The following is a 24,616-nucleotide window of genomic DNA, read 5'->3' on the forward strand; positions in this document are numbered from 1 at the left end:
TAAGTTTAGTAGAAACTGCTAATGTAGCGTTTTGTTTACGAATTGTACTGTCAAATCACTGAAGAATAAAACCCCAAGCAGTTAACAAAATGTGATCCTTAGCACACTATGAAGGGAGTGAAGTTTACGTAAAGTGGCACTTATGAGCAAAGTAACAAATTACACCGCGAAGATCCCTGATAGTCAGGGTTACATCCAATATACCGATGAAGAACATGACATTTGGCATCAGTTATATCAGCGCCAAGTGAACAATATGCCAGGCAGAGCTTGCGAGGCATATATGCATGGCCTTGATGCTTTAGCTATGCCCACGAATCGGGTACCGCAATTAAAAGAAATCGATAAGGTGTTACTTGCATCTACAGGCTGGCAAACTTCAGGAGTGCCGGCACTTATTTCATTCGGTAAATTTTTTGAATTGTTGGCCAATAAGCAGTTTCCTGTGGCGACCTTTATTCGCTCAAAAGAAGAGTTCGACTACCTACAAGAACCTGATATTTTTCATGAAATATTTGGTCATTGCCCGTTATTAACCAATCCGTCATTTGCACATTTTTCGCATATTTATGGCCAATTAGGTTTGGCGGCATCTAAAGAAGAACGGGTGTTTTTAGCGAGATTATATTGGTTTACGGTCGAGTTTGGTTTAATGAAAGCCAAAGATGATCAACTTAATATCTATGGTGGCGGTATATTAAGCTCGCCAGGTGAAACCTTATACGCATTAAGTGATAAACCGGAGCGTAAGCCTTTTGAGCTACTGGATGTGCTGAGAACCCCATATCGAATAGATATTATGCAGCCGATTTATTACGTTATCGACAATATCGACTTTTTAGATGAAATCACTCGAATGGATATTATGGCTGAAGTCGCTAAAGCACGGCAGCTAGGTTTGTTTGCGGCTAAATTTGCCCCAAAACCCAACCCAATAGCCGTTTAGGGACTCGTTAAAACTAGTCATTCATTTATACATTAATAATATAAACACCAGATTAAACTAGTGTGATAATACAGGAGCTGTTATGTCAGATTTATCCGAACTAAAATGTGAGGCTTGCCAAATAGATGCCCCAAAAGTAACCGAGCAAGAGCTGGTTGAATTTAGTCAAATGGTACCCCAGTGGACCGTTGAAAACCGTGATGGTATTAATCAATTAGAGCGAGTTTTTAAGTTTAAAAACTTCAAACTGGCGATGGAATTCACCAATAAACTCGCTGATGTTGCTGAAGCTGATTTTCACCATCCGGGGATCTTAACTGAATGGGGCAAAGTGACAGTGACTTGGTGGTCACATTCCATTAAAGGTCTTCATAAGAATGATTTCATTATGGCGGCGAAAACCGACCAGTTAATTAACTAAAATCTTAGTTAATTATATCAGCAGGTTACGTTAACGTAACCTGTTTTAGCACGTCCTCTGTTACAATTATGCTGTAAACAACACTTGCCACGCGCCCGATAACCTTTTAACGTATCGCTCACAAATTAAGAAGGGCACCCTGACATGGTCAGAATCGAGTCCTCGGATATTCCAGAAAACAATATAATAGGGAATAGTTGTTTATGCGTTTGGAAGTCAGTTGTTTAGATCGTATCGGCCTTGCGAAAGATATTCTAGAAGTGCTAGAAAACTATGGCATTAACTTAATTGCAATTGATGCCAGCAATAGAGGCTTTTTGTACCTACAGTTTGCCGAAATTGGCTTTGAAACCTTAAGTGAATTAATGCCTTTAATTCGCAAAGTAGAAAGCGTCCATGATGTTCGTACCGTATCGTTTATGCCCTCCGAGCAAGAACATTACGCGCTCAAAACCTTATTACAAACCCTGCCAGACTCCGTTTTTTCAATTAATGCTAAAGGCCGTATTCGTATTGTTAATGAATCCGCATTATTAACCCTTAATATGCAAGAGCATGAAGTGATTGATGAATCGCTTAATCATTGGGTGCAAGGATTTAACTTTTCTCGCTGGTTAACTGAAGCCCCTGTATTAGCGCAAGCCACTCGGGTGCAAATTGGTAATAATGAATATTTAGCCGAAATGCTGCCTATCTATTTACCTGATGAAAACAATGCCAGTATTTTAGCGGGCGCGGTGGTGTCGCTAAAATCACCAGCCCGTGTCGGTAAGCAATTTAATGCGCTGCAAAATCAAACCACAGGCTTTGATAATGTGTTGGCCGTTAGCGATAAAATGAAAGATGTGCTTAAACAAGCCAAACGTATGGCCCAACTGGATGCACCGTTATTAATAACTGGTGAAACGGGTACTGGTAAAGAGTTGATGGCCAAAGCGAGTCATGATGCCAGTATGCGCCGAGAGCACGCCTTTATTGCTATTAACTGCGCTGCATTACCAGATAGCGTGGCAGAAGAAGAATTGTTTGGCTTTGTGTCAAATGGCCAAGTGGTAAAACGTGGCTTGTTTGAAGAGGCGAAAGGTGGCACTGTTTTCTTAGATGAAATTGCCGAAATGTCAAAAGCTGCTCAAGTAAAACTATTGCGTTTACTACAAGATGGCACTTTTAGACGCATTGGCGGCGATGAAGAAGTGCGCGCTGATGTACGTATAATTTGTTCTACCCAAAAGAACTTGGCAGAACTGTGCCAATCAGGTGAATTCAGAGAAGATCTTTACTATCGCATTCATGTACTTAGTTATCACATGCCGTCGCTCCGTGAACGTAAAGTGGATGTTATTCCGCTCACTGAAATGTTTTTAGAGCATTATAGCCAGCAGTTATCGAGTCCATTACGACGTATTTCAGCATCATGTCGGGACTACTTGTTCACCTATGCCTGGCCAGGTAATGTGCGTCAGCTTAAAAACGCTATTTTTAGAGCGGTATCGATGTGGGATGGCTCGGCAGAACTAACCGTTGAGCAACTTAAGTTACCTTCTTATGCTGAAGGCTTTGGCTACTTTGATGAAGAGTTTGAAGGCAGCTTAGATCAAGCCATGAAAGAATATGAGGCGAGCTTATTAAGGCGCTTATATCCAGCTTATCCAAGTACCCGTCAATTAGCTAAAAAGCTGGGGGTTTCTCACACCGCTATTGCTAACAAGCTGCGCGACTACAAAATATCTAAAAAACGTTAATTAATCGTAGCGGTTATTTTTAGTGTAACGATTTCATGCCATCAAAATGTCAGTAAGCCACTGGCATTTTGAGGTTTACCAGCCTGAGATCCGCATTCTGATACTGGGATCTCATTCTGTATTGAAACCTTTACAATTTAACTCTCAAGCAAACAAAGTGTGATTTATCTCACGCTATATTAATTCGGTTAAGCTTAGGGTAATTGTATCGTTAACAACGCTATTTTAGTTGTTATTACTCAGCATAGGCGCTTTACAGGTAGCATATTTGATTTAATCGAATTGCCAAGCCAGTTAGCACGTCTTGTAATCACATTGTCTTGAGTAGTAGCAACATTATTTGTACCCATCTAGGAGTCAAAATGAAACTTGCAAGTTATAACAACGGTCGCCGTGATGGCCAACTGATGTTGGTCAGTAAAGATTTAACCAAAGCCGTTGCCGTACCTGCTATTGCGCATACTTTGCAGCAATTATTAGATGCTTGGGATTTATTAAACCCGCAATTACAAGAATTATATGAAGCATTAAATGCCGGTATGATGGACAACGCCGTTGATTTTGATGAAGCTAAATGTTTATCGCCATTGCCTCGTGCATATCAATGGGCTGATGGCAGTGCATACGTCAACCACGTTGAATTGGTTCGTAAAGCGCGCGGCGCAGAAATGCCAGCAACGTTTTGGACTGATCCATTAGTATATCAAGGTGGCTCAGATTGCTTTATCGCGCCAAAAGCCGATATTGAAATGGCCAGTGAAGAGTACGGTATTGATTTCGAGTCAGAAATCGCAGTGGTCACTGACGACGTTAAAATGGGCGTAGATGCAGATAACGCTGCCCAGCACATCAAATTATTGATGCTAGTGAATGACGTATCGTTACGTAATCTTATACCTGGGGAGTTAGCGAAAGGGTTTGGCTTTTTCCAATCAAAGCCTTCAAGTGCGTTTTCGCCAGTGGCGATTACCCCTGATGAATTAGGTGACAGATGGCAAGATAGCAAAGTGCACTTACCATTGGTAACTCATTTAAATGGTGATTTATTTGGTCGTCCTAATGCGGGCGTAGATATGACGTTTAACTTTAGTCAATTGGTCGCTCATGTTGCTAAGACCCGTCCATTGGCAGCGGGAGCTGTGATTGGTTCTGGTACTATTTCAAATTATGATCGCAGTGCCGGTTCTAGCTGTTTAGCTGAAAAACGCATGCTAGAAATCATTGCAGACGGTAAAGCTTCAACGCCATTTATGCGTTTTGGCGATACAGTAAGAATTGAAATGTTTGATGATCAAGATAACTCAATCTTTGGTTCTATCGATCAAAAAGTGGTTGAATACAAAGCTTAAATAAGTGTTTGCTGTGATAAAAAAGCAATAGCGTCTAACGTTATTGCTTTTTTTATATCATCAATGCTAACTCAGTTAATTTGATAAGGATATACAATGAAATTATATGGTTATTGGCGCTCCAGTGCGGCATATCGGGTGCGTATCGCGCTTAATCTTAAGCAGCTGAATGCAGAGCAAATTTCAGTGCATTTAGTCAAAAATGGCGGTGAGCAGCATAGTGATATGTTTGCCCAATTGAACCCACAGCATTTGGTTCCGGCATTGGTTGATGAAGATGACCATGGAGAGTTTAATTTAACCCAGTCATTGGCAATTATTGAGTATTTAGAAGAGCAATATCCGCAATATAGTTTATTGCCACAAGGGGCTAAAAATAGAGCCGTAGTGCGTGCCATGGCGCAATTGATCGCTTGTGAGATCCACCCACTGGACAACTTACGGGTATTACAGTATCTCGTTAAAGACATGGGCGTATCTGAAGAAGACAAAATGAATTGGTATCATCATTGGATCCATTTAGGTTTTGCGGCGCTAGAAAAGCAATTAGCTGTTCACTCTGGTAAATTTAGTTTTGGCGACAGTCCAAGCTTGGCAGATATTTGTCTTATCCCTCAGGTTTACAATGCCTATCGCTTCAACGTAGATTTATCTGCATACCCTAATATTGTGCGGATTTGGCACACATGTCAGGCTCACCCAGCCTTTGCTGCAGCTGCGCCTGAGCAGCAAGATGATGCCAGTTAACCCAGCATTTTTTAGATAAGCTCGAGTAAAATATGGACTATGAAGCTCAGTTAAAAAATTGGATTGTAGCAGACAAGATGCGCATTAGCGCCTTGCAGCAAGTTGCAGCGCTTTTTACTGAGCTTAATATTACAGATTGGTACATTGCTGCAGGGTTTGTGCGTAATTTAGTGTGGGATAAACAGCATCAAATAGCGCCCAGTGCGTTAACTGATATTGATGTGATTTATTATTGCAGCAAACAAACCTGTGCCTATCGTGATAAGTTAATCGAAAAAGCATTATCTGAGCGGATAAAACTGCCTTGGTCGGTGAAAAACCAAGCCAGAATGCATAAAAGGAATCATCACCCAGCCTATACATCAACCCTTGATGCGATGTGTTATTGGCCTGAGCAACAAACAGCGGTAGCGGTAAAACTGGATAATGATGGCAAGTTAGTGCTAAAGGCATTATTTGGTTATGAAAACCTATTTAGCCTATCGGTGAGCTATAACCCCAATGCCGATAAACATGTGTTTATGGAGCGTGTTGCCAGTAAACCTTGGTTTAAGCAATATCCTAAGCTTTCACTTGAGCTCTAACCTCCCCGTAACCCCTTGTCATTTATCACTAGTCAATTAGCTCTTGAGTTTAAGTTATAGCCTTTAGCTGCACCTTTTATGTCATTTTTATGTCATTTTTTTATGTCAGCTTTAACACTTGTGAATGTTTTGCAGTGGCATTTTCATGGAAAATATCATCAAGATAACCAGCAAGCTCTGTTTCTTTAAGCTCAGGTGGAATGATGACCTCATGGATGCGCGATCTAAGCCCGGTGCCTGAATCACGAAACAGTAGCCATTGGGGCTGATCACTTTGTCTATCTTGGCGCTTAATTGACAAGAACTTACCAAACACATCAAATTTTATAAATTTTTCATTCATCATCTTGTCCTCTTGGCGGTGGTTTAGCTAATCGGCATAGAGTTAAATATTTTGAAATAAAAACTCTATGCTAAAGGTTAGCACCACTTGATTGATGCGCACTTCATCATCTTCTTTAGTCCAAGTATATTCAGGCGTGATGGCAAAAAACAACCAATCTCGGACAAAGTTTTGTCGGTAAGTTAAGCCAATTTTTGCACTATCAATATATTTATAAGGCTGGTCGACGCCGTGTATGTGGGCTTGATAACTAATGGCTTGTTTATCACTGATATATTGATATAACTGCAGACCTGAGCCTAGCTCCCAACCATTATCGTTAGTTTCATATTGGAACGCAGCACTCCAGCGCAATAAAAAATCATCGTTAAAAGAGTGTTCAATATCGAATTCAGTAGACTCACCAGTGAGATTTTTCTCTTGATACAGCTTTTGGGTGATGCGGCTGATGGTATTTTCTGAAATAGGATAGGTATAGCGATAACGAGCTTCGATTTTAGGCTTAAAACTGAGCTTTATATTAAAACTACTTCTATTTCGAGCTAGCCAGTCATAGCGTAAGCTAAATTCCCTGTCGTTGTTATCGTCAGGGCTGCGTATAAATGAAAATGGATCATCTTCTCCAGTTGAATCAAAAATGAGTTTTAGCTTTTTAGTGACTCCAGGTAAATTAACCCGCGCATTGACGTTAGCATGATATTTAAAACCTTCTTTTTCATAATAGGAAAAATCATTATACCAACGGACAATCGTGCCAGCTCTGGCATCATCTTCAATGCGATCATCGACAAAGAAGCTGTCAAACCAAATGGCCGGTTGGCAGAATTTGGTGTTGAGATAATCAAAAGCCTTATCAATTTTCTCATCAGTTTGTGAACGGCTATAACAAGCTGATGGCTCGACTTCATCATCTGACTGGGTTTCATTCAAAGGTGATTTTTTGTCGGTGATGGTCTTTTCAGAGGTAGGCTTATCATCAGAGATGGGCTCATTATCAAAGATAGCATTAGCGATGTCCTTGGGCTGTGATGCAGCTAAATCAGCTGCAATAAACAGCGTGAGGCTAAACAGTGATGTTATCCATATTTGTGTCATTGAAAGATAATTACAGCCTATAAACAAAGGTAAAGGTATTTTGTTCAAGGGTAGCACCTTTGTAACAACAATTGAGGGGTTTATCTTTTAATCATTGGCAGCGGCGTTTATTTTATGAGTCTTTTTATAGACAGGCTTTAATAGGCAGAATTTTTATAGGATTGCTTAACAAGCAATACCGCTATTAAATGTTACAAAAAGGTAAATGGTTATTGCTTAGTTAATATCAGGCTCATGCTTTGCTCATGAAAGTGCCTGGTTAAAAAATCAACGTTTTCATCAGTTAAACTGGCATTTTAAAAGCTTCTTAGTAGACAAAGTTTAAGCTAAATGTGATCTAAGTCAATAAAGCGTTATACCTAGTTTGATGTAAATAGCTTTGTTGATCTGGATCAAGATTGTTAAAGGTTTTATCTGGCAGTGTAGCGGCAATTGTTAAAGGTGTTTATCGAAAGCGCTAATTATGTTGTACACATGGAGTTGTCATAATGAATAAAAAAATAGCCCTTAGTCTAGTTGCTGCCAGTTTATTATCTGCAGGTGTTTCTTCAGCTGCGGTTGCTCATCAAGCTGGTGATTTTATCTTTCGTGTTGGTGCGGTAGCGGTTGTGCCAAATGAGTCTAGTCCAGTTGTTGCTAATGTTGCAGAGTTTACAGTCGATGATAATACCCAAGTCGGCTTAAACTTTGGTTACATGCTAACTGATAATTGGGGTTTAGAATTATTGGCAGCAACTCCTTTTAGTCATGATGTTTCTCTTGGTGAGTTAGGTAAAATTGCTGAAACTAAGCATTTACCACCAACCTTAGTGGCGCAGTATTACTTTGGTAATGGCCAATCTAAATTACGTCCTTACATTGGTGTTGGTGTTAACTTTACTAACTTTTTTGATAACGAGTTTACCAATGACTTAGACGGCGCATTAACTGATTTAAGCATGAGTAACTCTTGGGGCTTAGCGGCACAAGTTGGGCTTGATTATCAATTTAATGATAACTGGTTAGTAAATGCATCGGTTTGGTACGCTGATATCTCAACGGATGTTAAATTCAATTTAGGTGAAGATGCTATTTCAGTTGAAACTGATATTGACCCATGGGTATACATGGTCAGCATTGGTTACACCTTCTAATATTTGAAAAATATTTAGAGCAAAAAAACAGGAGCTAGGCTCCTGTTTTTTTATGTGAGCTAATAACGGAATAAGCTACTTTTTCTTTTTAACCTTCCAATGGCGAGTATTATAAATAAACTCAGGTAAAAGTAAGGTTAACCAAGCCACTAAGCGCCAGCGTTTAGTGACATAGACTTTGCGCTTGCCTTTTTGCATCGCGCTGACAATTTGTTTAGCCACTTTTGGCAATGGCGGCAACCACAGTTTACTTTTCTGCATTGCAGCTTTATCCAATAGGCCTAGCTGAATATCGGTAATAGTGATTGGTAACTTTAATCGCTGCGCATGCATGCTTAAGCCTTCAAGGTAATTTTCTGCAAAGGCTTTTGATGCATGATAAGCCACACTTGGGCCACCACGTAAACCGGCAATAGAGTTGATTGCAGCAATTTGACCATAGCCTTGCTCGCGCATTAATCGAAAGGTGGTATTACAAATTGCGGCAAAACCACGCACATTGACGTCAATGATATCTTGTTCGATTTCCCAAGGCAGTGCTTCACTGTAGCCATTAAGTCCAGTATTCACTAACACTAAATGCGCGCCTTCAAGGCTTAACCATACTTTTTCAAGCTGGCTGATAATGGCTGTTGGATTTTCAATATCTAACGGTAGCACATCAACTTTTGTCGGTAAGCTTGCGGCAAACTCGGCCATGGCATCGGGATCTTGTACAAATAGCACTAGAGAAACTTTCTGCTCGGCTAATTGACGGGCGATTTCTTTACTAAGGTGTGAGCTAGCGCCCACTATTATTGCGTTTGCTGTAGTCATGTGCTTTTAGACGACGAAATGATGGCCTATGATAAAAACAACTGCGAGGGATAACAAGCAAGAATATTATTCAATATGAGACGTATAGACTTCTAGAAGTCTTAATGTATTATAAGGACAGGATATATGAACATCATCAAAGCATTTATCAGCAAAGCATGTATTTCTTTAATGCTGCTAGGCGGATTATTCGGCTGCAGCTCTGTAGATCATTTAGTGTCTATAAGTGGTGATGTGAGTTATCGCGAGCGCATGGCATTGCCAGACAACGCAATACTCACCGTGCAAGTGAAGGATGTGTCTTTGCAAGATACCAAAGCGATTGTTATCGCTGAAAAAGTGTACCAACAAGTGAGCGCGCCGCAAGCATTTGAGTTTCAAATAGCTGCAGACCAATTTATTGTTGGTCATAGTTACTCAATTGGGGCGCGAATAGAAGTAAATGGCAAGCTGTGGTTTATCAATACGCAAGTGTATAGCATTGATGTCAATGAGACACAGCCCATAAATGTGATTGTTAATAAAGTCGGTGGCTAGTCGTTTCATGGCTATGCACTGGGTTATTTTGTATTAAAAAGGTGCTCCTATGCCGGTTAGAATTCCAGATGATTTACCTGCAGCTGAAATCTTAGAGTCTGAAAATATCTTTGTAATGTCGGAAACTCGCGCTGCAAATCAAGATATTCGACCTATGCGGGTATTAATTCTAAATTTAATGCCCAATAAAATTGAAACCGAAACCCAGCTATTGCGCTTATTAGGTAATACCCCGCTGCAAGTGGATGTTGACCTATTGCGTATTCATGACAAAGCATCTAAGCATACTTCTGTCGATCATATGAATGCTTTTTATCGGGATTTTGAAGCGGTTAAAACGAACAATTATGATGGGTTAATTATTACCGGTGCGCCACTTGGGCAGCTGGATTTTGAAGATGTGGTGTATTGGGAGCACATTAAAGAAATTATTGATTGGTCTCAAGAACATGTCACTTCAGTATTGTTTCTATGCTGGGCGGCGCATGCAGGTTTGTTTCATTTATATGGTATTAATCGCAGTTTACTTGAGCAAAAGCGTTCGGGGGTGTTTAACCATAGTCGTACCAACGAGCCGCATCCATTACTACGCGGTTTTGATGATGAGTTTTTTGCGCCGCATTCACGTTATGCTGAAGTGAATATTAACGATTTACACCAACATTCTGATGTTGAAGTGCTAGCTGAATCTGCTGAAGCTGGGGCCTATATTGTGCTTAGCCGCAATAATCGTAACCTGTTTGTGATGGGGCATCCTGAGTATCAAAAACCTACTTTAAATGATGAATATCAGCGAGATGTTGGCTTAGGTATCAACCCTAATATACCGAGCAACTACTATCGAAATGATGATCCAAGCCAAGAGCCCATTGCTCGCTGGCACAGTCATGGCAGTTTGTTAGTGAGCAACTGGCTTAACTACTATGTTTACCAGCTTACGCCTTATGATTTATCAGATATGAGCGCAAGAACGCCGTGGGAATTGAAAAGCTAATCACAGATTGATTAAGGTGTTTAAACAAAATATGGCGTAAATTCGGCCAAACATCATGCTACAAGTATTAATAAAAAGGGCGATATCGTTTTCGATATCGCCCTTTTTTATGGCAAATCCCCTCAAAAACACCTTGATAATTTAACGCTGGTTATGACTTTTTTAGTGGGATTTATTACATTTTAGCTATTTTAAATCAGGGCTTTACGCTTGATGTAAATCTTCAGTGACACTCATAAAATATTCACTATTGATAATCACATTCAAACCACTTGCTTTACGTTAGCGTAAACGTCAGAGTGTAACTATTATTTTATAGTTGAACTAGATCACATTTTTGCTGATTTTGTCCGCTTACTTACCAGCAGTTTAGACCGGAGAAGTTATGAGTACAGACCAATCACCCCAAGATATTGTCATTGTTGCAGCTAAACGCACCCCAATGGGGGGCTTTCAAGGCGCACTATCAGCCGTACCAGCGCCAACCTTAGCGGCCAATGCAATTAAAGGCTTAGTCAATCAAACTCAAATCAATACTGATTTAATTGATGAAGTGTTTATGGGTTGTGTATTACCGGCAGGCTTAGGTCAAGCGCCAGCAAGACAAGCGACATTGGGCGCTGACCTACCTTTGAGTGTTGGCGCAACAACCGTGAATAAGGTTTGTGGTTCAGGCATGAAAACCGTGATGTTAGCTCATGATGCAATTAAGTCTGGCAGCAGCGAAGTGGTAATTGCTGGTGGTATGGAAAGTATGAGTCAAGCGCCATATTTACTTGATAAAGCGCGCGGCGGTATGCGTATGGGGCATGGCAAAGTGTTAGACCATATGTTTCTTGATGGATTAGAAGATGCCTACACTGGCGGCGCTATGGGCACATTCGCGCAAAAAACTGCAGATGATTTCGGCCTCACCCGAGAGCAAATGGATAACTTTGCCTTAAGCTCACTTGAAAAAGCCAATAAAGCGATTGATTCAGGTGCGTTTAAAGCTGAAATTGTGCCAATTACCATTGCAAATCGCCGTGGAGATGTGACCGTTGATACCGATGAGCAACCTGGCAATGCCCGCCCTGAAAAAATCCCGACATTGCGCCCCGCATTTACTAAAGACGGCACCATTACCGCCGCCAACTCAAGCTCGATTTCTGATGGCGCCGCAGCAGTAATGCTAATGACCCGAGAAAAGGCAGCGTCATTAGGCTTGGAAGTGATGGCCACGATTAAAGGCCATACCACTCACTCACAAGAGCCATCAATGTTTACCACAGCGCCAGTGGGCGCGATGAACAAATTATTCGACAAGGTTAACTGGGCAAAAACAGATGTTGATTTATTTGAAATCAACGAAGCCTTTGCCATGGTGACCATGTTAGCAATCCAAGAGCTACAACTTGATGCCAATAAAGTGAACATCTATGGCGGAGCGTGTGCATTAGGTCATCCAATTGGTTGTTCTGGCGCCCGTGTATTAGTGACCCTCATCCATGCGCTACAAGCTAAAGGTTTGGCTAAAGGCACCGCTAAAGGTGTGGCGTCATTATGTATTGGCGGCGGCGAAGCAACTGCTATGGCGATTGAAGTTTAACCTCGTTGTAATTGATTAAGATTTAACAAGACTCGTTGTTAATTGCGTCACTTTTGATGTTGGCGTTATTAACAACAAATAAGCACCAGTAAAGGCTATGGCAAATAATCATCATAGAGTGATGCTAACAATAACAGCTTGGTTGGTGCTTATTATTACTCAAGAGCTTTGGGGCTCAACAATAATCTGTAACAGGATTTAGGAAGCAAGATGACCATACAAGTTAAACATTATATTGCCGGTGAATTCACCGAAGGTACAGGTAGTCAAAACATTGATGTCACTAACCCTGCTAATAACAGTGTTATTGCTAATATAAATGCCGCCACGGTTGCTGAAGTTAATCAAGCCATCGACAGCGCTAAAGAAGCGTTTATTACGTGGAAAGAAGTACCTGTTTCTGAACGTGCTCGCGTAATGCTCCGTTATCAGCATCTATTGAAAGAACATCATGATGAAATCGCCACTATTCTGGCCCAAGAAACGGGTAAAACCTTTGAAGATGCAAAAGGCGATGTTTGGCGTGGTATCGAAGTGGCGGAACATGCTTGTAATATCGCCTCAATGTTAATGGGCGAAACCGTTGAGAATGTGGCGCGTAATATTGATACTTATAGCTACACCCAGCCATTAGGGGTGTGTGCGGGTATTACCCCGTTTAACTTCCCGGCGATGATCCCGTTATGGATGTTCCCGTTAGCGATTGCTTGCGGTAATACCTTTATTTTAAAGCCTTCAGAACAAGATCCAATGACGCCGCAGCGTTTAGTTGAATTGTTTGTTGAAGCGGGCGCGCCCAAAGGCGTGCTGCAGCTTATTCATGGTGATAAAACCGCGGTGGATATTTTGTTGGCAGATCCTGACATTAAAGCGATTTCATTTGTTGGTTCTGTGGCTGTAGGGCAATACATTTACAAAACGGCTACTGATAACTTAAAGCGTGTTCAAGCCTTTGCTGGCGCGAAAAACCACTGCGTGATCATGCCTGATGCTAATAAGCAGCAAGTGATCAATAACATGGTTGGCGCATCAGTTGGCGCTGCTGGTCAACGTTGTATGGCGATTTCAGTGGCAGTATTTGTTGGCGCTGCTAAAGAGTGGATCCCAGAGCTTAAAGAAGCACTAGCAAAAGTACGCCCAGGTTTATGGAATGATGACAATGCCGCCTATGGCCCAGTTATTAGCCCCGCTGCCAAAGAGCGTGTACTTAAGCTTATTGCCCAAGGTAAAGCTGAAGGCGCGGACTGTTTACTCGATGGTAGCGACTTTACGGTTGAGGGCTATGAGTCAGGTAACTGGATTGGTCCAACCATGTTCGACAAAGTCACTACCGATATGAGCATTTATAAAGAAGAGATCTTCGGTCCTGTATTGTGCTGCATGGAAGCTGACAACCTTGATGACGCCATTGAGTTAGTCAATAACAGTCCATATGGTAACGGCACTTCAATTTTTACCGCATCCGGCGGTGCAGCGCGTAAGTATCAACACCACATCGAAGTGGGCCAAGTGGGCATTAACGTGCCAATTCCTGTGCCATTACCATTCTTCTCATTTACCGGTTGGAAAGGCAGTTTCTATGGCGATCAGCACGCTTACGGTAAACAAGCGGTGCGTTTTTACACTGAAACTAAAACCATCACTTCACGATGGTTTGATGACGAAGTGGTGAGTGGCCCGAATATGAGCATCAATCTTAAGTAAATGTACTGGTCTTCTGATGGGAGAAGACCAGTTAATTATTCAGACAAGCAAACCACAAGACTCACTTAATGATCACTGTGCGTGTAACCAAATAGCGTGTAACTAAAATGCGGTTAGCTATAAGCATTTAGTAAAAATCAGTTTGTAAAAGTCACTCAGTTTTTGCAAACACGCTCACATAAAAGCACAGGATTGTTTAGCCATAAAATGACCTAAAGAGTCATAGTAAAAGGATTAACACCATGGACTTTAATTTAACCGAAGACCAACGCCAATTCGCAGAATTAGCCCGTCAATTTGCCGCAGATGAGCTGGCACCCTTTGCCGCAAAATGGGATGAAGAGCATCACTTTCCAAAGGATGTAATTCACAAGGCTGGCGAGCTAGGTTTTTGCTCTTTGTATTCGCCTGAGTCAGAAGGTGGAATGGGGCTAAGCCGATTAGATTCGTCGATTATTTTTGAAGAGTTATCACAAGGCTGCACAGCAACTACCGCCATGTTGACTATTCATAATATGGCCACATGGATGGTCACCACTTGGGGTAGTGAAACATTGCGCCAGCAGTGGTCTGAAGGTCTAACCACAGGTCGATTACTCGCATCATATTGCCTAACAGAGCCGGGTGCAGGCAGTGACGCTGCATCACTTGCGACTAAAGCGGTTCGTGATGGTGATGATTACATCATTAATGGCTCAAAAGTGTTTATTTCTGGTGCGGGTGAAACTGAGCTATTAGTAGTGATGTGCCGTACAGGCGAAGCGGGCGCAAAAGGTATTTCAGCTATAGCTATTCCAGCAGATACTGCTGGTGTAAGCTATGGTAAAGCCGAAGACAAAATGGGCTGGAATGCCCAGCCAACACGTTCAATAACCTTTGAAAATGTCCGCGTGCCAGTGGCTAATTTACTCGGTGAAGAAGGCCAAGGTTTCACTTTTGCCATGAAGGGCCTCGATGGCGGTCGTATTAATATCGCCACTTGTTCTATCGGTACAGCGCAAGCTGCGCTGAGCCGTGCCACAGAATACATGAATGAACGTAAGCAGTTTGGTAAGCCCATTGCGGCATTTCAAGGATTACAGTTTAAGTTAGCTGATATGGCGACAGAGTTAGTCGCTGCAAGGCAGTTGGTGCGCTTAGCTGCTTTCAAATTAGATTCAAAAGATCCAGAAGCCACAGCTTACTGCGCAATGGCAAAACGATTTGCTACCGACATTGGTTTTCAAGTGTGTGATAACGCCCTGCAACTTCACGGCGGTTATGGCTATATTCGTGAGTACCCATTAGAGCGTCATTTTAGAGATGTGCGGGTACATCAAATTCTTGAAGGCACTAATGAAATCATGCGCTTAATTATTGCTCGTCGTTTGCTAGATGAAAATGCGCACGCTATTTTGTAACAGTTACTAGCCAAGCGCTTTATGTTGGCTAATGAAATTAGCCAACATGGGTATTTACCCTAGTCGCAATGATAGCTTGGATTACCGGAAAATAAGCCTTAATAAGCTGTAAAACAATATACTGAATTGGAATAATAGCTAATGACTCAAGATGTAATATTTCAAACTCTAGGGACCCTGTCTGGTAAATCAATTGGGGTGGTAACCCTTAATATTGAAAAGGCCTTAAATGCCTTGAATTTAGACATGGTCAATGCCATGACCAAGCAGCTGCTTGCTTGGCAGCAAAATGATGATATTGCTTTTGTTGTGCTTGATGGCGCAGGGGATAAAGCCTTTTGCGCTGGCGGTGATGTCAGGGCGATTTACCATGCATCGATTGCTAATCCTAATACCATGACTGCAGAAGCATGCGATTTTTTCACCCAAGAGTATCAATTAGATTATTTACTACATCAGTTTGGTAAACCAGTGCTGGTGTGGGGCGATGGCATTGTTATGGGCGGCGGTTTAGGGCTAATGGCGGGTGGCAGTCACCGAGTGGTGACAGAGCGAAGCCGCATTGCCATGCCTGAAATATCCATAGGTTTGTACCCTGATGTAGGCGGTAGTTATTTCTTAAATCGTATGCCGGGTAAATTAGGCTTATTTTTAGGCTTAACCGCTTATAACATGAACGCCGCCGATGCTTTGCATGTTGGACTGGGCAATCACTTTTTAGCAAGCGATGATAAACAGCCGTTATTTGATGCCCTTGCTGACGTCAGTTGGAGCGATGATGCTGAGTTAAATCATCAGCAGCTAAGTATGGTGTTAAATACCCAGCAACAAAATACCACAGCTAAAATAGGCCAAAGCCCACTTGAGCAATTTCAAACTGAGATTGATCAATTAATGTCGGGTGAAATTGAAGAGGTGCATCATCAACTCACCAGTTTAGACACTGAATTAGATTGGCTTAAACGGGCTCAAAAAACGGCTTTAAAAGGTAGCCCATTAAGTTGGTTTTTAATTTTTGCTCAAGCCAACTTAGGTACGAATAAAACATTAGCAGAGTGCTTTAAGTGGGAGCTAGGTATTAGCGTCAATTGCTGCTCCTATGGCGATTTTTGTGAAGGGGTAAGGGCATTACTCATTGATAAAGATCGCAATCCACAATGGCGATTTAGTCATGCAAGTGAAGTGACCGCAGAAGCAGTGACCCAATTGCTGACATCACCTTGGCAAGCCGATGACCATCCGTTAAAAGGCATCTAAGTAAAAGGCATCTAGCTAAAAGACATCTAAAAGGAATTTATCATGGCAACAGTAGCATTTATTGGTTTAGGTAATATGGGCGGCCCAATGGCAGCCAATTTAATTAAAGCAGGCATGACAGTCACGGTATTTGATTTAGTACCAGCGGCGGTTGAGGCATTAACTAAACAGGGCGCGTTAAGCGCAAAAACCGCTTGCGGCGCAGCGGCAGCAGCAGATTATATCATTACCATGTTGCCTGCAGGTAAGCATGTACACAGTTTATATATTGGCGATGATGACAACAAAGGCTTGCTGGATGTGGTCGCTAAAGATGCCATATTAATTGATTGCTCCACCATAGATGCTGGCACGGCGCAAACGGTTGGGGCACAAGCTGCAGCCAAAGGCATTGAGTTTATGGATGCGCCAGTGTCAGGCGGCACAGCGGGCGCAGCTGCTGGCACACTAACATTCATTTGTGGTGGCAGTGATAACGCCTATGATAAAGCGCAAACAGTATTAACGGTTATGGGGGCTAATATTTTTCATGCAGGTGCGGCAGGCGCAGGCCAAATTGCCAAAATCTGTAATAATATGCTGTTATCAGTATTAATGGTCGGCACCAGTGAATCTTTGCAGCTAGGTATTGATAATGGTTTAGACCCTAAAGTGTTATCTGATATCATGAAAGTCAGTAGCGGCGGCAACTGGACCCTCGAAAAATACAACCCGTGCCCTGATGTAATGGACAATGTGCCTTCTTCAAATGATTATCAGGGCGGCTTTATGGTTGATTTGATGGTGAAAGATTTAGGCTTGTCACAGCAAGCATCGCTGGCATCGAATTCCAGCACTCCTATGGGGGCATTGGCGCGCAGTTTATATGTTAACCATGCCCGTCAAGGCAATGGTCGCCGTGATTTTTCAAGTATTTTTGAACAGTTTGCTAAAGCAGATGAAGATAAATAACAGCTGCTTGAAGGCTGGTTGAGCCATTCAACCGCGCCGGAATGTGAGTATGCAAAACACTAAATAAATAGAGAAAGGATCCAGTTAATGGAAATTAAAGATAAAGTTGTTGTCATTACTGGCGGTGCAGGTGGGTTAGGTCTGGCTATGGCGCAAGAGTTTGCCGCCCAAGGCGCAAGATTAGCACTTATCGATGTTGATCAAGAAAAGCTAGAACGTGCTTGTGCTGATTTAGGTGCAAGTACTGAAGTGCAAGGCTATGCGTTAGATATCACCGATGAAGAAGATGTGGTGGCGGGGTTTAATTTCATCCGTGAAGATTTTGGTCAGGTTAATATTCTTATCAACAACGCTGGGATCTTGCGTGATGGCTTAATGGTTAAGGCAAAAGATGGCAAGGTTACTGACCGTATGTCATATGAGCAATTCCAGTCAGTTATCAATGTCAACTTAACCGGAACTTTCCTGTGTGGCCGTGAAGCTGCGGCTGTGATGATTGAAACCGCGCAGCCTGGGGTGATTATTAATATCTCAAGTGTCGCTAAAGCAGGCAACATGGGTCAGTCTAACTACTCAGCTTCTAAAGCGGGTGTGGCTGCCATGAGCGTAGGTTGGGCGAAAGAACTAGCCCGTTATAATATCCGTAGCGCAGCGGTAGCACCTGGTGTGATTGCCACTGAAATGACTGCAGCAATGAAACCAGAAGCCCTAGAGCGAATGGAGAAAATGGTGCCAGTTGGGCGTTTAGGTCAAGCTGAAGAAATCGCATCAACGGTTAAATTTATCGTTGAGAATGATTACGTTAATGGCCGTGTGTTTGAAATTGATGGCGGTATTCGCCTTTAAGTCGCATTAGCGATAACAATATTAGTCGCAGTAGCGATAATAATATTGGCTCATTAATAGTATTAATCCCTGCCGGTTTTCTGGTAGGGATTTTTTGTTTTTGAACCGCAAGTATGCGCACACAAGATTATAAGCGTTTATTTATATTGGTTAATTTAGGTGGCGGGTTACAGCTTAGGCGAGCAAAAAAGCAAAGAGGTAAGTTTTTCTGGGTTTCTAAAAATGTTACCCTGTGGTTATATTTTTTGCCTTAGTTTATTTCAATCGAAATAAAGCTGCACCTCGGCAGTGCTCAATGACAGTAAGGATAGTTGTGAATATTGTACGCTTAGAAAGTTTGATGAAAAAAGTCATGTTAGTGGTGGGCATTATTGGGGTTATCGTCATGTATGGCGGCTTTTTGTATTTCTTTTTTAGTGGCGTACCAACAGCAGCATTACCTTGGTTTTTATTAATTTGCCCATGGGTTTGTATTTACTTTGGCCTAACGAAAACACAGCAAATTGCCAGTCTTAGTTGGCTTAAAAACAAATTTACCTTTACCAATAAATAACTCCTCGCGTTATAACCGCAACAGGTAGATAGCTTATTTTATTGGCGGCAATGGGTATTTAGCCCTAATGGCAGTTTTTTGTTACTGGCGTTTGTGGTTATCATTTACCTAGCTGCGAACACCCTGTTATCCGCAAATGAACCACCACTTAAATAGAAATTGTGCTGACATTGCGATAGGATTCAAAGCAATGAATAAGAGAAAGACAGCAAATAAGGTATTTTTTATGTCAAGTTTCCCCATTGGCACCCCAGGCAAACCTTGGAATGCACAAGAAAAGGCCCAGTGGCTTGCCCAAGTAACCATTAAACGTAGCTATCAACAAGAAGTGCTAACAAAATTAGCGCCTTTAGCCTCACGCTTTGAACAAGTGCAATATGGTGCTCTAGCTTATGATGCCGACAAATATCCGCTATTTGCATTTAAATCTAAACATTGGGATAGCAGCAAAAAAACTATCTTAGTAACTGGCGGTGTTCATGGTTATGAAACCAGTGGCGTACATGGCGCGATTCAGTTTTTAGCGACTCAGGCTGAGCATTACAGCCAATACTTTAATATTGCGGTAGCGCCGTGTGTGAGCCCATGGGGTTATGAAACAATTAATCGCTGGAACCCATACGCAGTGGACCCAAACCGTTCTTTTTATGCTGACAGCCCAGCCAATGAATCGGCAGATTTAATGGCATTTGTAGCTAGCCTTGGTGACGTTTATGCCCATATTGATTTGCATGAAACCACAGATACTGACGAGCTAGAATTTCGCCCCGCATTATCAGCTCGTGATGGCAAAGACTATGAAAAAGGCGTTATTCCAGATGGTTTTTATTTGGTTGGTGACTCAGAAAATCCAACTCCTGACTTTCAACAGGCGATTATTGAGTCGGTAGCCAAAGTAACCCATATTGCCCCAGATGATAATGGTCAGTTAATTGGTGTTGATATTGAGCAGTTTGGGGTCATTAACTACCCAACTAAAAAGCTTGGCTTATGTGCGGGGATGACAAACAATCACTATAATACCACCACTGAAGTGTATCCTGATAGCCCATTGGTCAATGACCAAGAATGTAATGATGCCCAAGTGGCAGCAATTACTGGTGGTTTGGATTATATTTTAACCCAGTTAAACTTAATCTAAGTCAGTGATTTATATCTAAGCCTCGAACGAAACTTCGAGGCTTTTTGTTGATTTGGCATTACAGTTAGCGTCATTGCCCTTACTACTCAAGCGAAAAGAAATGATTATTAGCCAAGAAGATATGCGCACAGCATTAAATGAATTAGATTGCCGTACCAATTTCACCATTAGTAATGTTACCGAATACATGCTGCCTAAGCTTAAAGAGCCGGTGTATTTACATATTGACAGCAACACTCCTGTACTCATTATTCGCCCGGCTTTTGAAGTGTTCTCTGGTGAGTTAGCCACATTAGACGGGGTACATGCACAATATGACTATCACCATAATGCGCAGATGACCCGTTTCCCGACTCGTCGCCATAAAAGCTTAAAAGAAAGCCACTATGGTTTAGCTTTTAAGTTTGAAACGGCTGAATCAGTTAAGTTGTTTATTACAAGATTAATCGAAATTGTGAAAGGCTAACGTTAGCTCAGTTTAGATTACATCTTGAGTTAATCATGAGTATAGCTACTGCAACAATCTGACAAATAGGCAAAAATAAATCAATCAATATTCTGGCTGTAAAGCTTGAGTCGAATAATGTATAATCGCGACAATTTTTCGTCCAAAAACTAATGGAATCTCCTACGTGATATACAGCAACAACATCACCATGCAGTTCGGCAGCAAGCCGTTATTTGAAAATATCTCTGTCAAATTCGGTGGCGGTAATCGCTACGGTCTAATTGGTGCAAACGGTTGTGGTAAGTCAACCTTCATGAAGATCCTTACTGGCGATCTTGAGCCAACAAGCGGTAATGTATCAATCGATCCTGGTGAACGTTTTGGTAAATTGAATCAAGATCAATTTGCTTATGAAGAGTTCTCTGTGGTTGATACCGTTATCATGGGCCACAAAGAGTTGTGGGAAGTGAAGCAAGAGCGTGACCGCATTTATTCACTCGCAGAAATGAGTGAAGAAGACGGCATTAAAGTCGCTGAGCTTGAAATGGAATTTGCTGAGATGGACGGTTATACCGCTGAATCTCGTGCTGGTGATTTATTAATGGGCGTAGGTATTGGTGTAGACCAGCACTTTGGCCTAATGAGTGAAATCGCACCAGGTTTTAAACTGCGTGTACTTTTGGCTCAAGCCTTGTTCTCTGATCCAGATATTTTGCTACTTGACGAACCAACCAACAACTTGGACATCGACACCATTCGCTGGTTACAAGAAATGCTTAACCAACGTAACAGTACCATGGTGATTATTTCCCATGACCGTTACTTCTTGAACTCAGTTTGTACCCATATGGCTGACATCGATTACGGTGAACTACGTGTTTACCCAGGTAACTACGATGAATACATGATGGCAGCCCAGCAAGCTCGTGAGCGTTTACAATCTGACAATGCTAAGAAAAAAGCCCAAATTGCTGAGCTACAAGGTTTCGTAGCACGATTCTCTGCTAACGCTTCAAAAGCTAAGCAAGCAACATCACGTGCTAAGCAAATTGACAAGATTAAGCTTGAGGATATCAAGGCTTCAAGCCGTGTGAATCCGTTCATTCGTTTTGAGCAAGAAAAGAAATTATTCCGTAATGCTTTAGTGGTTGAGCAATTAGCGAAAGGCTTTGATAAGCCATTATTCAGCAAACTTGACCTGATGGTTGAAGTTGGCGAGCGTGTTGCTATCTTAGGTGATAACGGTGTGGGTAAAACCACCTTATTACGTACTTTAGTGCATGACATCCCGCAAGATGCAGGTACGGTTCAATGGTCTGAAAACAGTAACATTGGTTATTACGCGCAAGATCATGAAGCTGATTTTGCTAATGATATGACCTTATTTGACTGGATGAGCCAATGGCGTAAACCTGAAGATGACGACCAATCAGTACGTGGCATCTTAGGCCGCATGTTATTTGGCTCAGACGACATTAAAAAATCAGTTAAAGTGTTATCTGGTGGTGAAAAGGGTCGTATGTACTTTGGTAAGCTCATCATGCAAAAGCCAAATATCTTATTACTTGATGAACCAACTAACCACATGGACATGGAATCAATCGAGTCATTGAACAATGCATTAGAATTGTATGAAGGTACATTAATGTTTGTGTCTCATGACCGTGCATTTGTATCGTCACTAGCAACACGCATCATTGAAATTACTGCTGATGGCATCAATGACTTTAAAGGTACTTATGATGAGTTCCTTGCCAGTAAAGGCGTTGAAGGATAATTAATTAAAGTTTTTTTACATTAAGCCGAAAACCTGTAAAGCGATTTACAGGTTTTTTTTTGCCTAAAAAAGATAATTATAAATTTTAGAATTTTAGAATTTTAGAATACATATTTTAGAAAATCCTGTCGCTGTAGTTACATTAATGAATGTAATTTCAATTAGAAACATAACACACTTCTTAAGGGTCACAGCTGTCATGAAATGGATTATCGATCTCAATACTCGACTCAAACTTTCACTATTAATTATTCCTCCACTGTTAATCTGTTTAATTTATGGTGGCATGTTTGTGCACAATAAATATGAAATACAAACAGAGCTTAATACGGTACTTTCGTTAAGTGAACTGGCCGTTATCAACAGCGCCCTAGTACATGAATTACAAAAGGAGCGTGGCATGAGTGCAGGTTTTCTGGGCTCTAAAGGTCAATCATTTGCTCAGGATTTACCTCAGCAACGCTCAATGACAGACCAACAAGTGTCTAACTTTTCGAGTATTCCAGCTGCAGATCACTTTCCTGCAAAAATCAGTTCAACATTAAGACAAATAGACTCGCAATTACAACAACTTCAAAGTATCCGCCGCTCAGTAGATAATCTAAGCATCTCAGTGGCTGAAGAAGTGAAATATTATTCAGATTTAAATAAAACCCTATTATCCGTGGTTGATGAAACCGCTATGCAAAGTACCATCAGTGAGTTGTCTTTGAAACTCGCTTCATTCGGGGCGTTTTTACAACTAAAAGAACGTGCGGGTATTGAGCGAGCGGTATTAAGTTCGACCTTTGGACAGCAAGGTTTTAAAGCGGGTGGTTATGCAAAGTTTGTGACCTTAGTGGCTGAGCAAAATACCTATGCTGAACGCTTTAGCACTATGGCGACAGATTTGGCATTAACGCGGTTTGAACAAGATAACCGTTCAAAAGAAGTTAATGCTGTTAATGCCATACGACAAATTGCATTTTCACAAAATGCTGAAGAGATTAAAAATCAACATCCTGAAGTTTGGTTTAAAACATCCACTAACCGAATTAATCTATTGGCTAAATTTGAACAATACCTCGCCACCGAACTCGTAACACTTACCCAGCACAAATTGAGCACGGCTAGTCAACAAATGTGGAGCTCGCTCATTGCATTAACGGTATCGGTATTATTACTAGTTTGGCTAAGTCTATCGGTCTCTAGATATTTAAGTCGCAGTTTAAATCAATTATTTAATAAGGTTAGCCATGCTGGTAATAACTTTGATTTGAGCACGAGAATTGATCACGACTCAACCGATGAGTTTGGTGAGCTAGCGAAAGCCTTCAATGGGATGATGGCAGATTTTGAAACTGTGATTACTCAAGTGAGACACAATGCCAGCCAGCTGGTTAATGTGGTTGAGCAAGTTAATAGCTATGCAAGCAGCATGAGACAAGATATTGAACAAGGCCACTTAGAAGCTGAACAGGTGGCGTCAGCGATGACTGAAATGAGCGCAACCGTTACCCAAATTGCCGCTAATGCTGTACAAGCATCCGATGCATCAAGCTCCGCCAATAAAGAAGCCAATATCGGTAATATTGGCGTATCAAAAACGGCGGTGTCTATTAAGCATCTTGCTGGTGAAATTAATGACGCTTCAACGGCGATAAAGACTTTAGATCAAGATGTGCAATCCATTGCTAGCATTTTAGAAGTGATTAGTGCGATTTCAGAGCAAACTAATTTGCTAGCGTTAAATGCCGCTATTGAAGCGGCAAGGGCGGGTGAGCAAGGCCGAGGTTTTGCGGTGGTAGCCGATGAAGTGAGAACCCTCGCCCAAAGAACACAGTCTTCAACAGACGATATTAAACGCATGACTGAACGTTTAAAATCTGGCGCTCAATTAGCGGTGCAAACCATGGAACGTGGTATGGTTAGTGCTGATGAGAGTGTTATTGAAGTTGAACAAGCGGGTAATGAATTACAGCAAATAGTGGCAGAGATAGATACCATTGACAGTATGAATCAGCAAATTGCATCAGCAACACATGAACAAGCGGCAGTGGCCGAAGAGGTAAATCGCAATGCCATGCAAATTAGTGAAATATACAGTCAAACTCAAAACGTTGCGACTGCTTTAAGTCAGCTCAATGAAACCTTATTAGAAGACGCAGCGGCAATGTCTGAGCAAGTACAAAAGTTTACCTTAAGCTAGAAATACGCAGATATTCCCTCGAGCCGACAATTTTTATTGTCGGCTTTTTTTTATAT

23 protein-coding genes are annotated in these 24,616 nt (G+C 41.6%); 20 read left to right on the forward strand and 3 right to left on the reverse strand.

The window, feature by feature from the left end; translation table 11 throughout:
• The first annotated feature begins 142 nt into the window (after positions 1-142).
• From phhA to Q4546_RS15730, 6 genes are all read left to right on the forward strand, one after another.
• Positions 143-946 carry a phenylalanine 4-monooxygenase gene (gene phhA, locus Q4546_RS15705; protein WP_102437741.1) on the forward strand — a complete coding sequence of 268 codons (804 nt, stop codon included), beginning with the start codon at positions 143-145 and terminating at the stop codon, positions 944-946.
• A gap of 82 nt (positions 947-1,028) precedes the next feature.
• On the forward strand, positions 1,029-1,367 hold the full coding sequence (locus Q4546_RS15710) for a 4a-hydroxytetrahydrobiopterin dehydratase (RefSeq protein WP_102437739.1): 339 nt from the start codon (positions 1,029-1,031) through the stop codon (positions 1,365-1,367).
• 203 nt (positions 1,368-1,570) lie between these two features.
• Positions 1,571-3,109 (forward strand): transcriptional regulator TyrR, encoded by a 1,539-nt coding sequence (tyrR, locus tag Q4546_RS15715; protein WP_102437737.1) that lies wholly within the window; start codon positions 1,571-1,573, stop codon positions 3,107-3,109.
• Between the two features lie 362 nt (positions 3,110-3,471).
• Positions 3,472-4,458, forward strand: coding sequence for a fumarylacetoacetate hydrolase family protein (locus Q4546_RS15720; RefSeq protein WP_303446583.1), 987 nt, complete (start codon positions 3,472-3,474; stop codon positions 4,456-4,458).
• A 96-nt stretch (positions 4,459-4,554) separates the two neighbouring features.
• Entirely contained in the window at positions 4,555-5,205 is a 651-nt protein-coding gene (gene maiA, locus Q4546_RS15725) for a maleylacetoacetate isomerase (protein WP_303446584.1), read from the forward strand.
• Positions 5,206-5,237: 32 nt separating this feature from the next.
• Positions 5,238-5,789, forward strand: a complete 552-nt coding sequence (locus tag Q4546_RS15730) for a nucleotidyltransferase family protein (protein WP_102437731.1) — start codon at positions 5,238-5,240, stop codon at positions 5,787-5,789.
• A 100-nt stretch (positions 5,790-5,889) separates the two neighbouring features.
• Here Q4546_RS15730 and Q4546_RS15735 read toward each other — a convergent pair whose 3' ends face one another.
• Positions 5,890-6,135: a hypothetical protein gene (locus Q4546_RS15735; protein WP_303446585.1), complete on the reverse strand. Its 246-nt coding sequence runs from the start codon at positions 6,133-6,135 to the stop codon at positions 5,890-5,892.
• Between the two features lie 39 nt (positions 6,136-6,174).
• A complete protein-coding gene (locus Q4546_RS15740; RefSeq protein ID WP_303446586.1) occupies positions 6,175-7,275 on the reverse strand; it encodes a hypothetical protein in 1,101 nt (366 codons plus the stop codon).
• A gap of 440 nt (positions 7,276-7,715) precedes the next feature.
• On the opposite strand from Q4546_RS15740, the gene ompW reads away from it, so the two are divergent.
• Positions 7,716-8,360, forward strand: a complete 645-nt coding sequence (gene ompW / locus Q4546_RS15745; RefSeq protein ID WP_102437727.1) for an outer membrane protein OmpW — start codon at positions 7,716-7,718, stop codon at positions 8,358-8,360.
• Positions 8,361-8,435: 75 nt separating this feature from the next.
• Here ompW and Q4546_RS15750 read toward each other — a convergent pair whose 3' ends face one another.
• Positions 8,436-9,176, reverse strand: a complete 741-nt coding sequence (locus Q4546_RS15750; protein WP_102532226.1) for an SDR family oxidoreductase — start codon at positions 9,174-9,176, stop codon at positions 8,436-8,438.
• A 126-nt stretch (positions 9,177-9,302) separates the two neighbouring features.
• Here Q4546_RS15750 and Q4546_RS15755 point away from each other — a divergent pair, with 126 nt between their 5' ends.
• The 13 genes from Q4546_RS15755 to Q4546_RS15815 all read left to right on the forward strand — a co-directional run bounded on the left by Q4546_RS15755 (position 9,303) and on the right by Q4546_RS15815 (position 24,560).
• A complete protein-coding gene (locus Q4546_RS15755) occupies positions 9,303-9,713 on the forward strand; it encodes a YbaY family lipoprotein (protein WP_303446587.1) in 411 nt (136 codons plus the stop codon).
• Positions 9,714-9,762: 49 nt separating this feature from the next.
• Complete coding sequence (gene metA, locus Q4546_RS15760) at positions 9,763-10,707, forward strand: homoserine O-succinyltransferase (RefSeq protein ID WP_303446588.1); 945 nt, start codon at positions 9,763-9,765, stop codon at positions 10,705-10,707.
• Between the two features lie 385 nt (positions 10,708-11,092).
• Positions 11,093-12,295, forward strand: coding sequence for an acetyl-CoA C-acyltransferase (locus Q4546_RS15765; protein ID WP_303446589.1), 1,203 nt, complete (start codon positions 11,093-11,095; stop codon positions 12,293-12,295).
• Positions 12,296-12,505: 210 nt separating this feature from the next.
• The gene (locus Q4546_RS15770) at positions 12,506-13,999 is read left to right on the forward strand and encodes a CoA-acylating methylmalonate-semialdehyde dehydrogenase (RefSeq protein WP_303446590.1); all 1,494 of its coding nucleotides are present in this window, start codon (positions 12,506-12,508) and stop codon (positions 13,997-13,999) included.
• Between the two features lie 242 nt (positions 14,000-14,241).
• The gene (locus Q4546_RS15775; RefSeq protein WP_102475676.1) at positions 14,242-15,399 is read left to right on the forward strand and encodes an acyl-CoA dehydrogenase family protein; all 1,158 of its coding nucleotides are present in this window, start codon (positions 14,242-14,244) and stop codon (positions 15,397-15,399) included.
• 141 nt (positions 15,400-15,540) lie between these two features.
• Positions 15,541-16,656 (forward strand): enoyl-CoA hydratase/isomerase family protein, encoded by a 1,116-nt coding sequence (locus Q4546_RS15780; protein WP_102532230.1) that lies wholly within the window; start codon positions 15,541-15,543, stop codon positions 16,654-16,656.
• A gap of 42 nt (positions 16,657-16,698) precedes the next feature.
• Positions 16,699-17,607 (forward strand): 3-hydroxyisobutyrate dehydrogenase, encoded by a 909-nt coding sequence (gene mmsB / locus Q4546_RS15785; protein ID WP_102437711.1) that lies wholly within the window; start codon positions 16,699-16,701, stop codon positions 17,605-17,607.
• A gap of 87 nt (positions 17,608-17,694) precedes the next feature.
• Positions 17,695-18,453: an SDR family oxidoreductase gene (locus Q4546_RS15790; RefSeq protein WP_076539852.1), complete on the forward strand. Its 759-nt coding sequence runs from the start codon at positions 17,695-17,697 to the stop codon at positions 18,451-18,453.
• A 352-nt stretch (positions 18,454-18,805) separates the two neighbouring features.
• Complete coding sequence (locus Q4546_RS15795; protein WP_102437762.1) at positions 18,806-19,006, forward strand: hypothetical protein; 201 nt, start codon at positions 18,806-18,808, stop codon at positions 19,004-19,006.
• A gap of 190 nt (positions 19,007-19,196) precedes the next feature.
• Positions 19,197-20,147: a M14 family metallocarboxypeptidase gene (locus tag Q4546_RS15800; RefSeq protein ID WP_241904128.1), complete on the forward strand. Its 951-nt coding sequence runs from the start codon at positions 19,197-19,199 to the stop codon at positions 20,145-20,147.
• Between the two features lie 121 nt (positions 20,148-20,268).
• A complete protein-coding gene (locus Q4546_RS15805; RefSeq protein ID WP_102437760.1) occupies positions 20,269-20,613 on the forward strand; it encodes a hypothetical protein in 345 nt (114 codons plus the stop codon).
• Positions 20,614-20,779: 166 nt separating this feature from the next.
• Complete coding sequence (locus tag Q4546_RS15810; RefSeq protein ID WP_102437707.1) at positions 20,780-22,372, forward strand: ABC-F family ATPase; 1,593 nt, start codon at positions 20,780-20,782, stop codon at positions 22,370-22,372.
• 199 nt (positions 22,373-22,571) lie between these two features.
• Positions 22,572-24,560 (forward strand): methyl-accepting chemotaxis protein, encoded by a 1,989-nt coding sequence (locus Q4546_RS15815; protein ID WP_102519003.1) that lies wholly within the window; start codon positions 22,572-22,574, stop codon positions 24,558-24,560.
• The last annotated feature ends 56 nt before the right edge of the window (positions 24,561-24,616 follow it).

Source organism: Shewanella sp. 4_MG-2023, from assembly GCF_030548015.1.
In the GTDB taxonomy this organism is placed as follows: Bacteria; Pseudomonadota; Gammaproteobacteria; order Enterobacterales; family Shewanellaceae; genus Shewanella.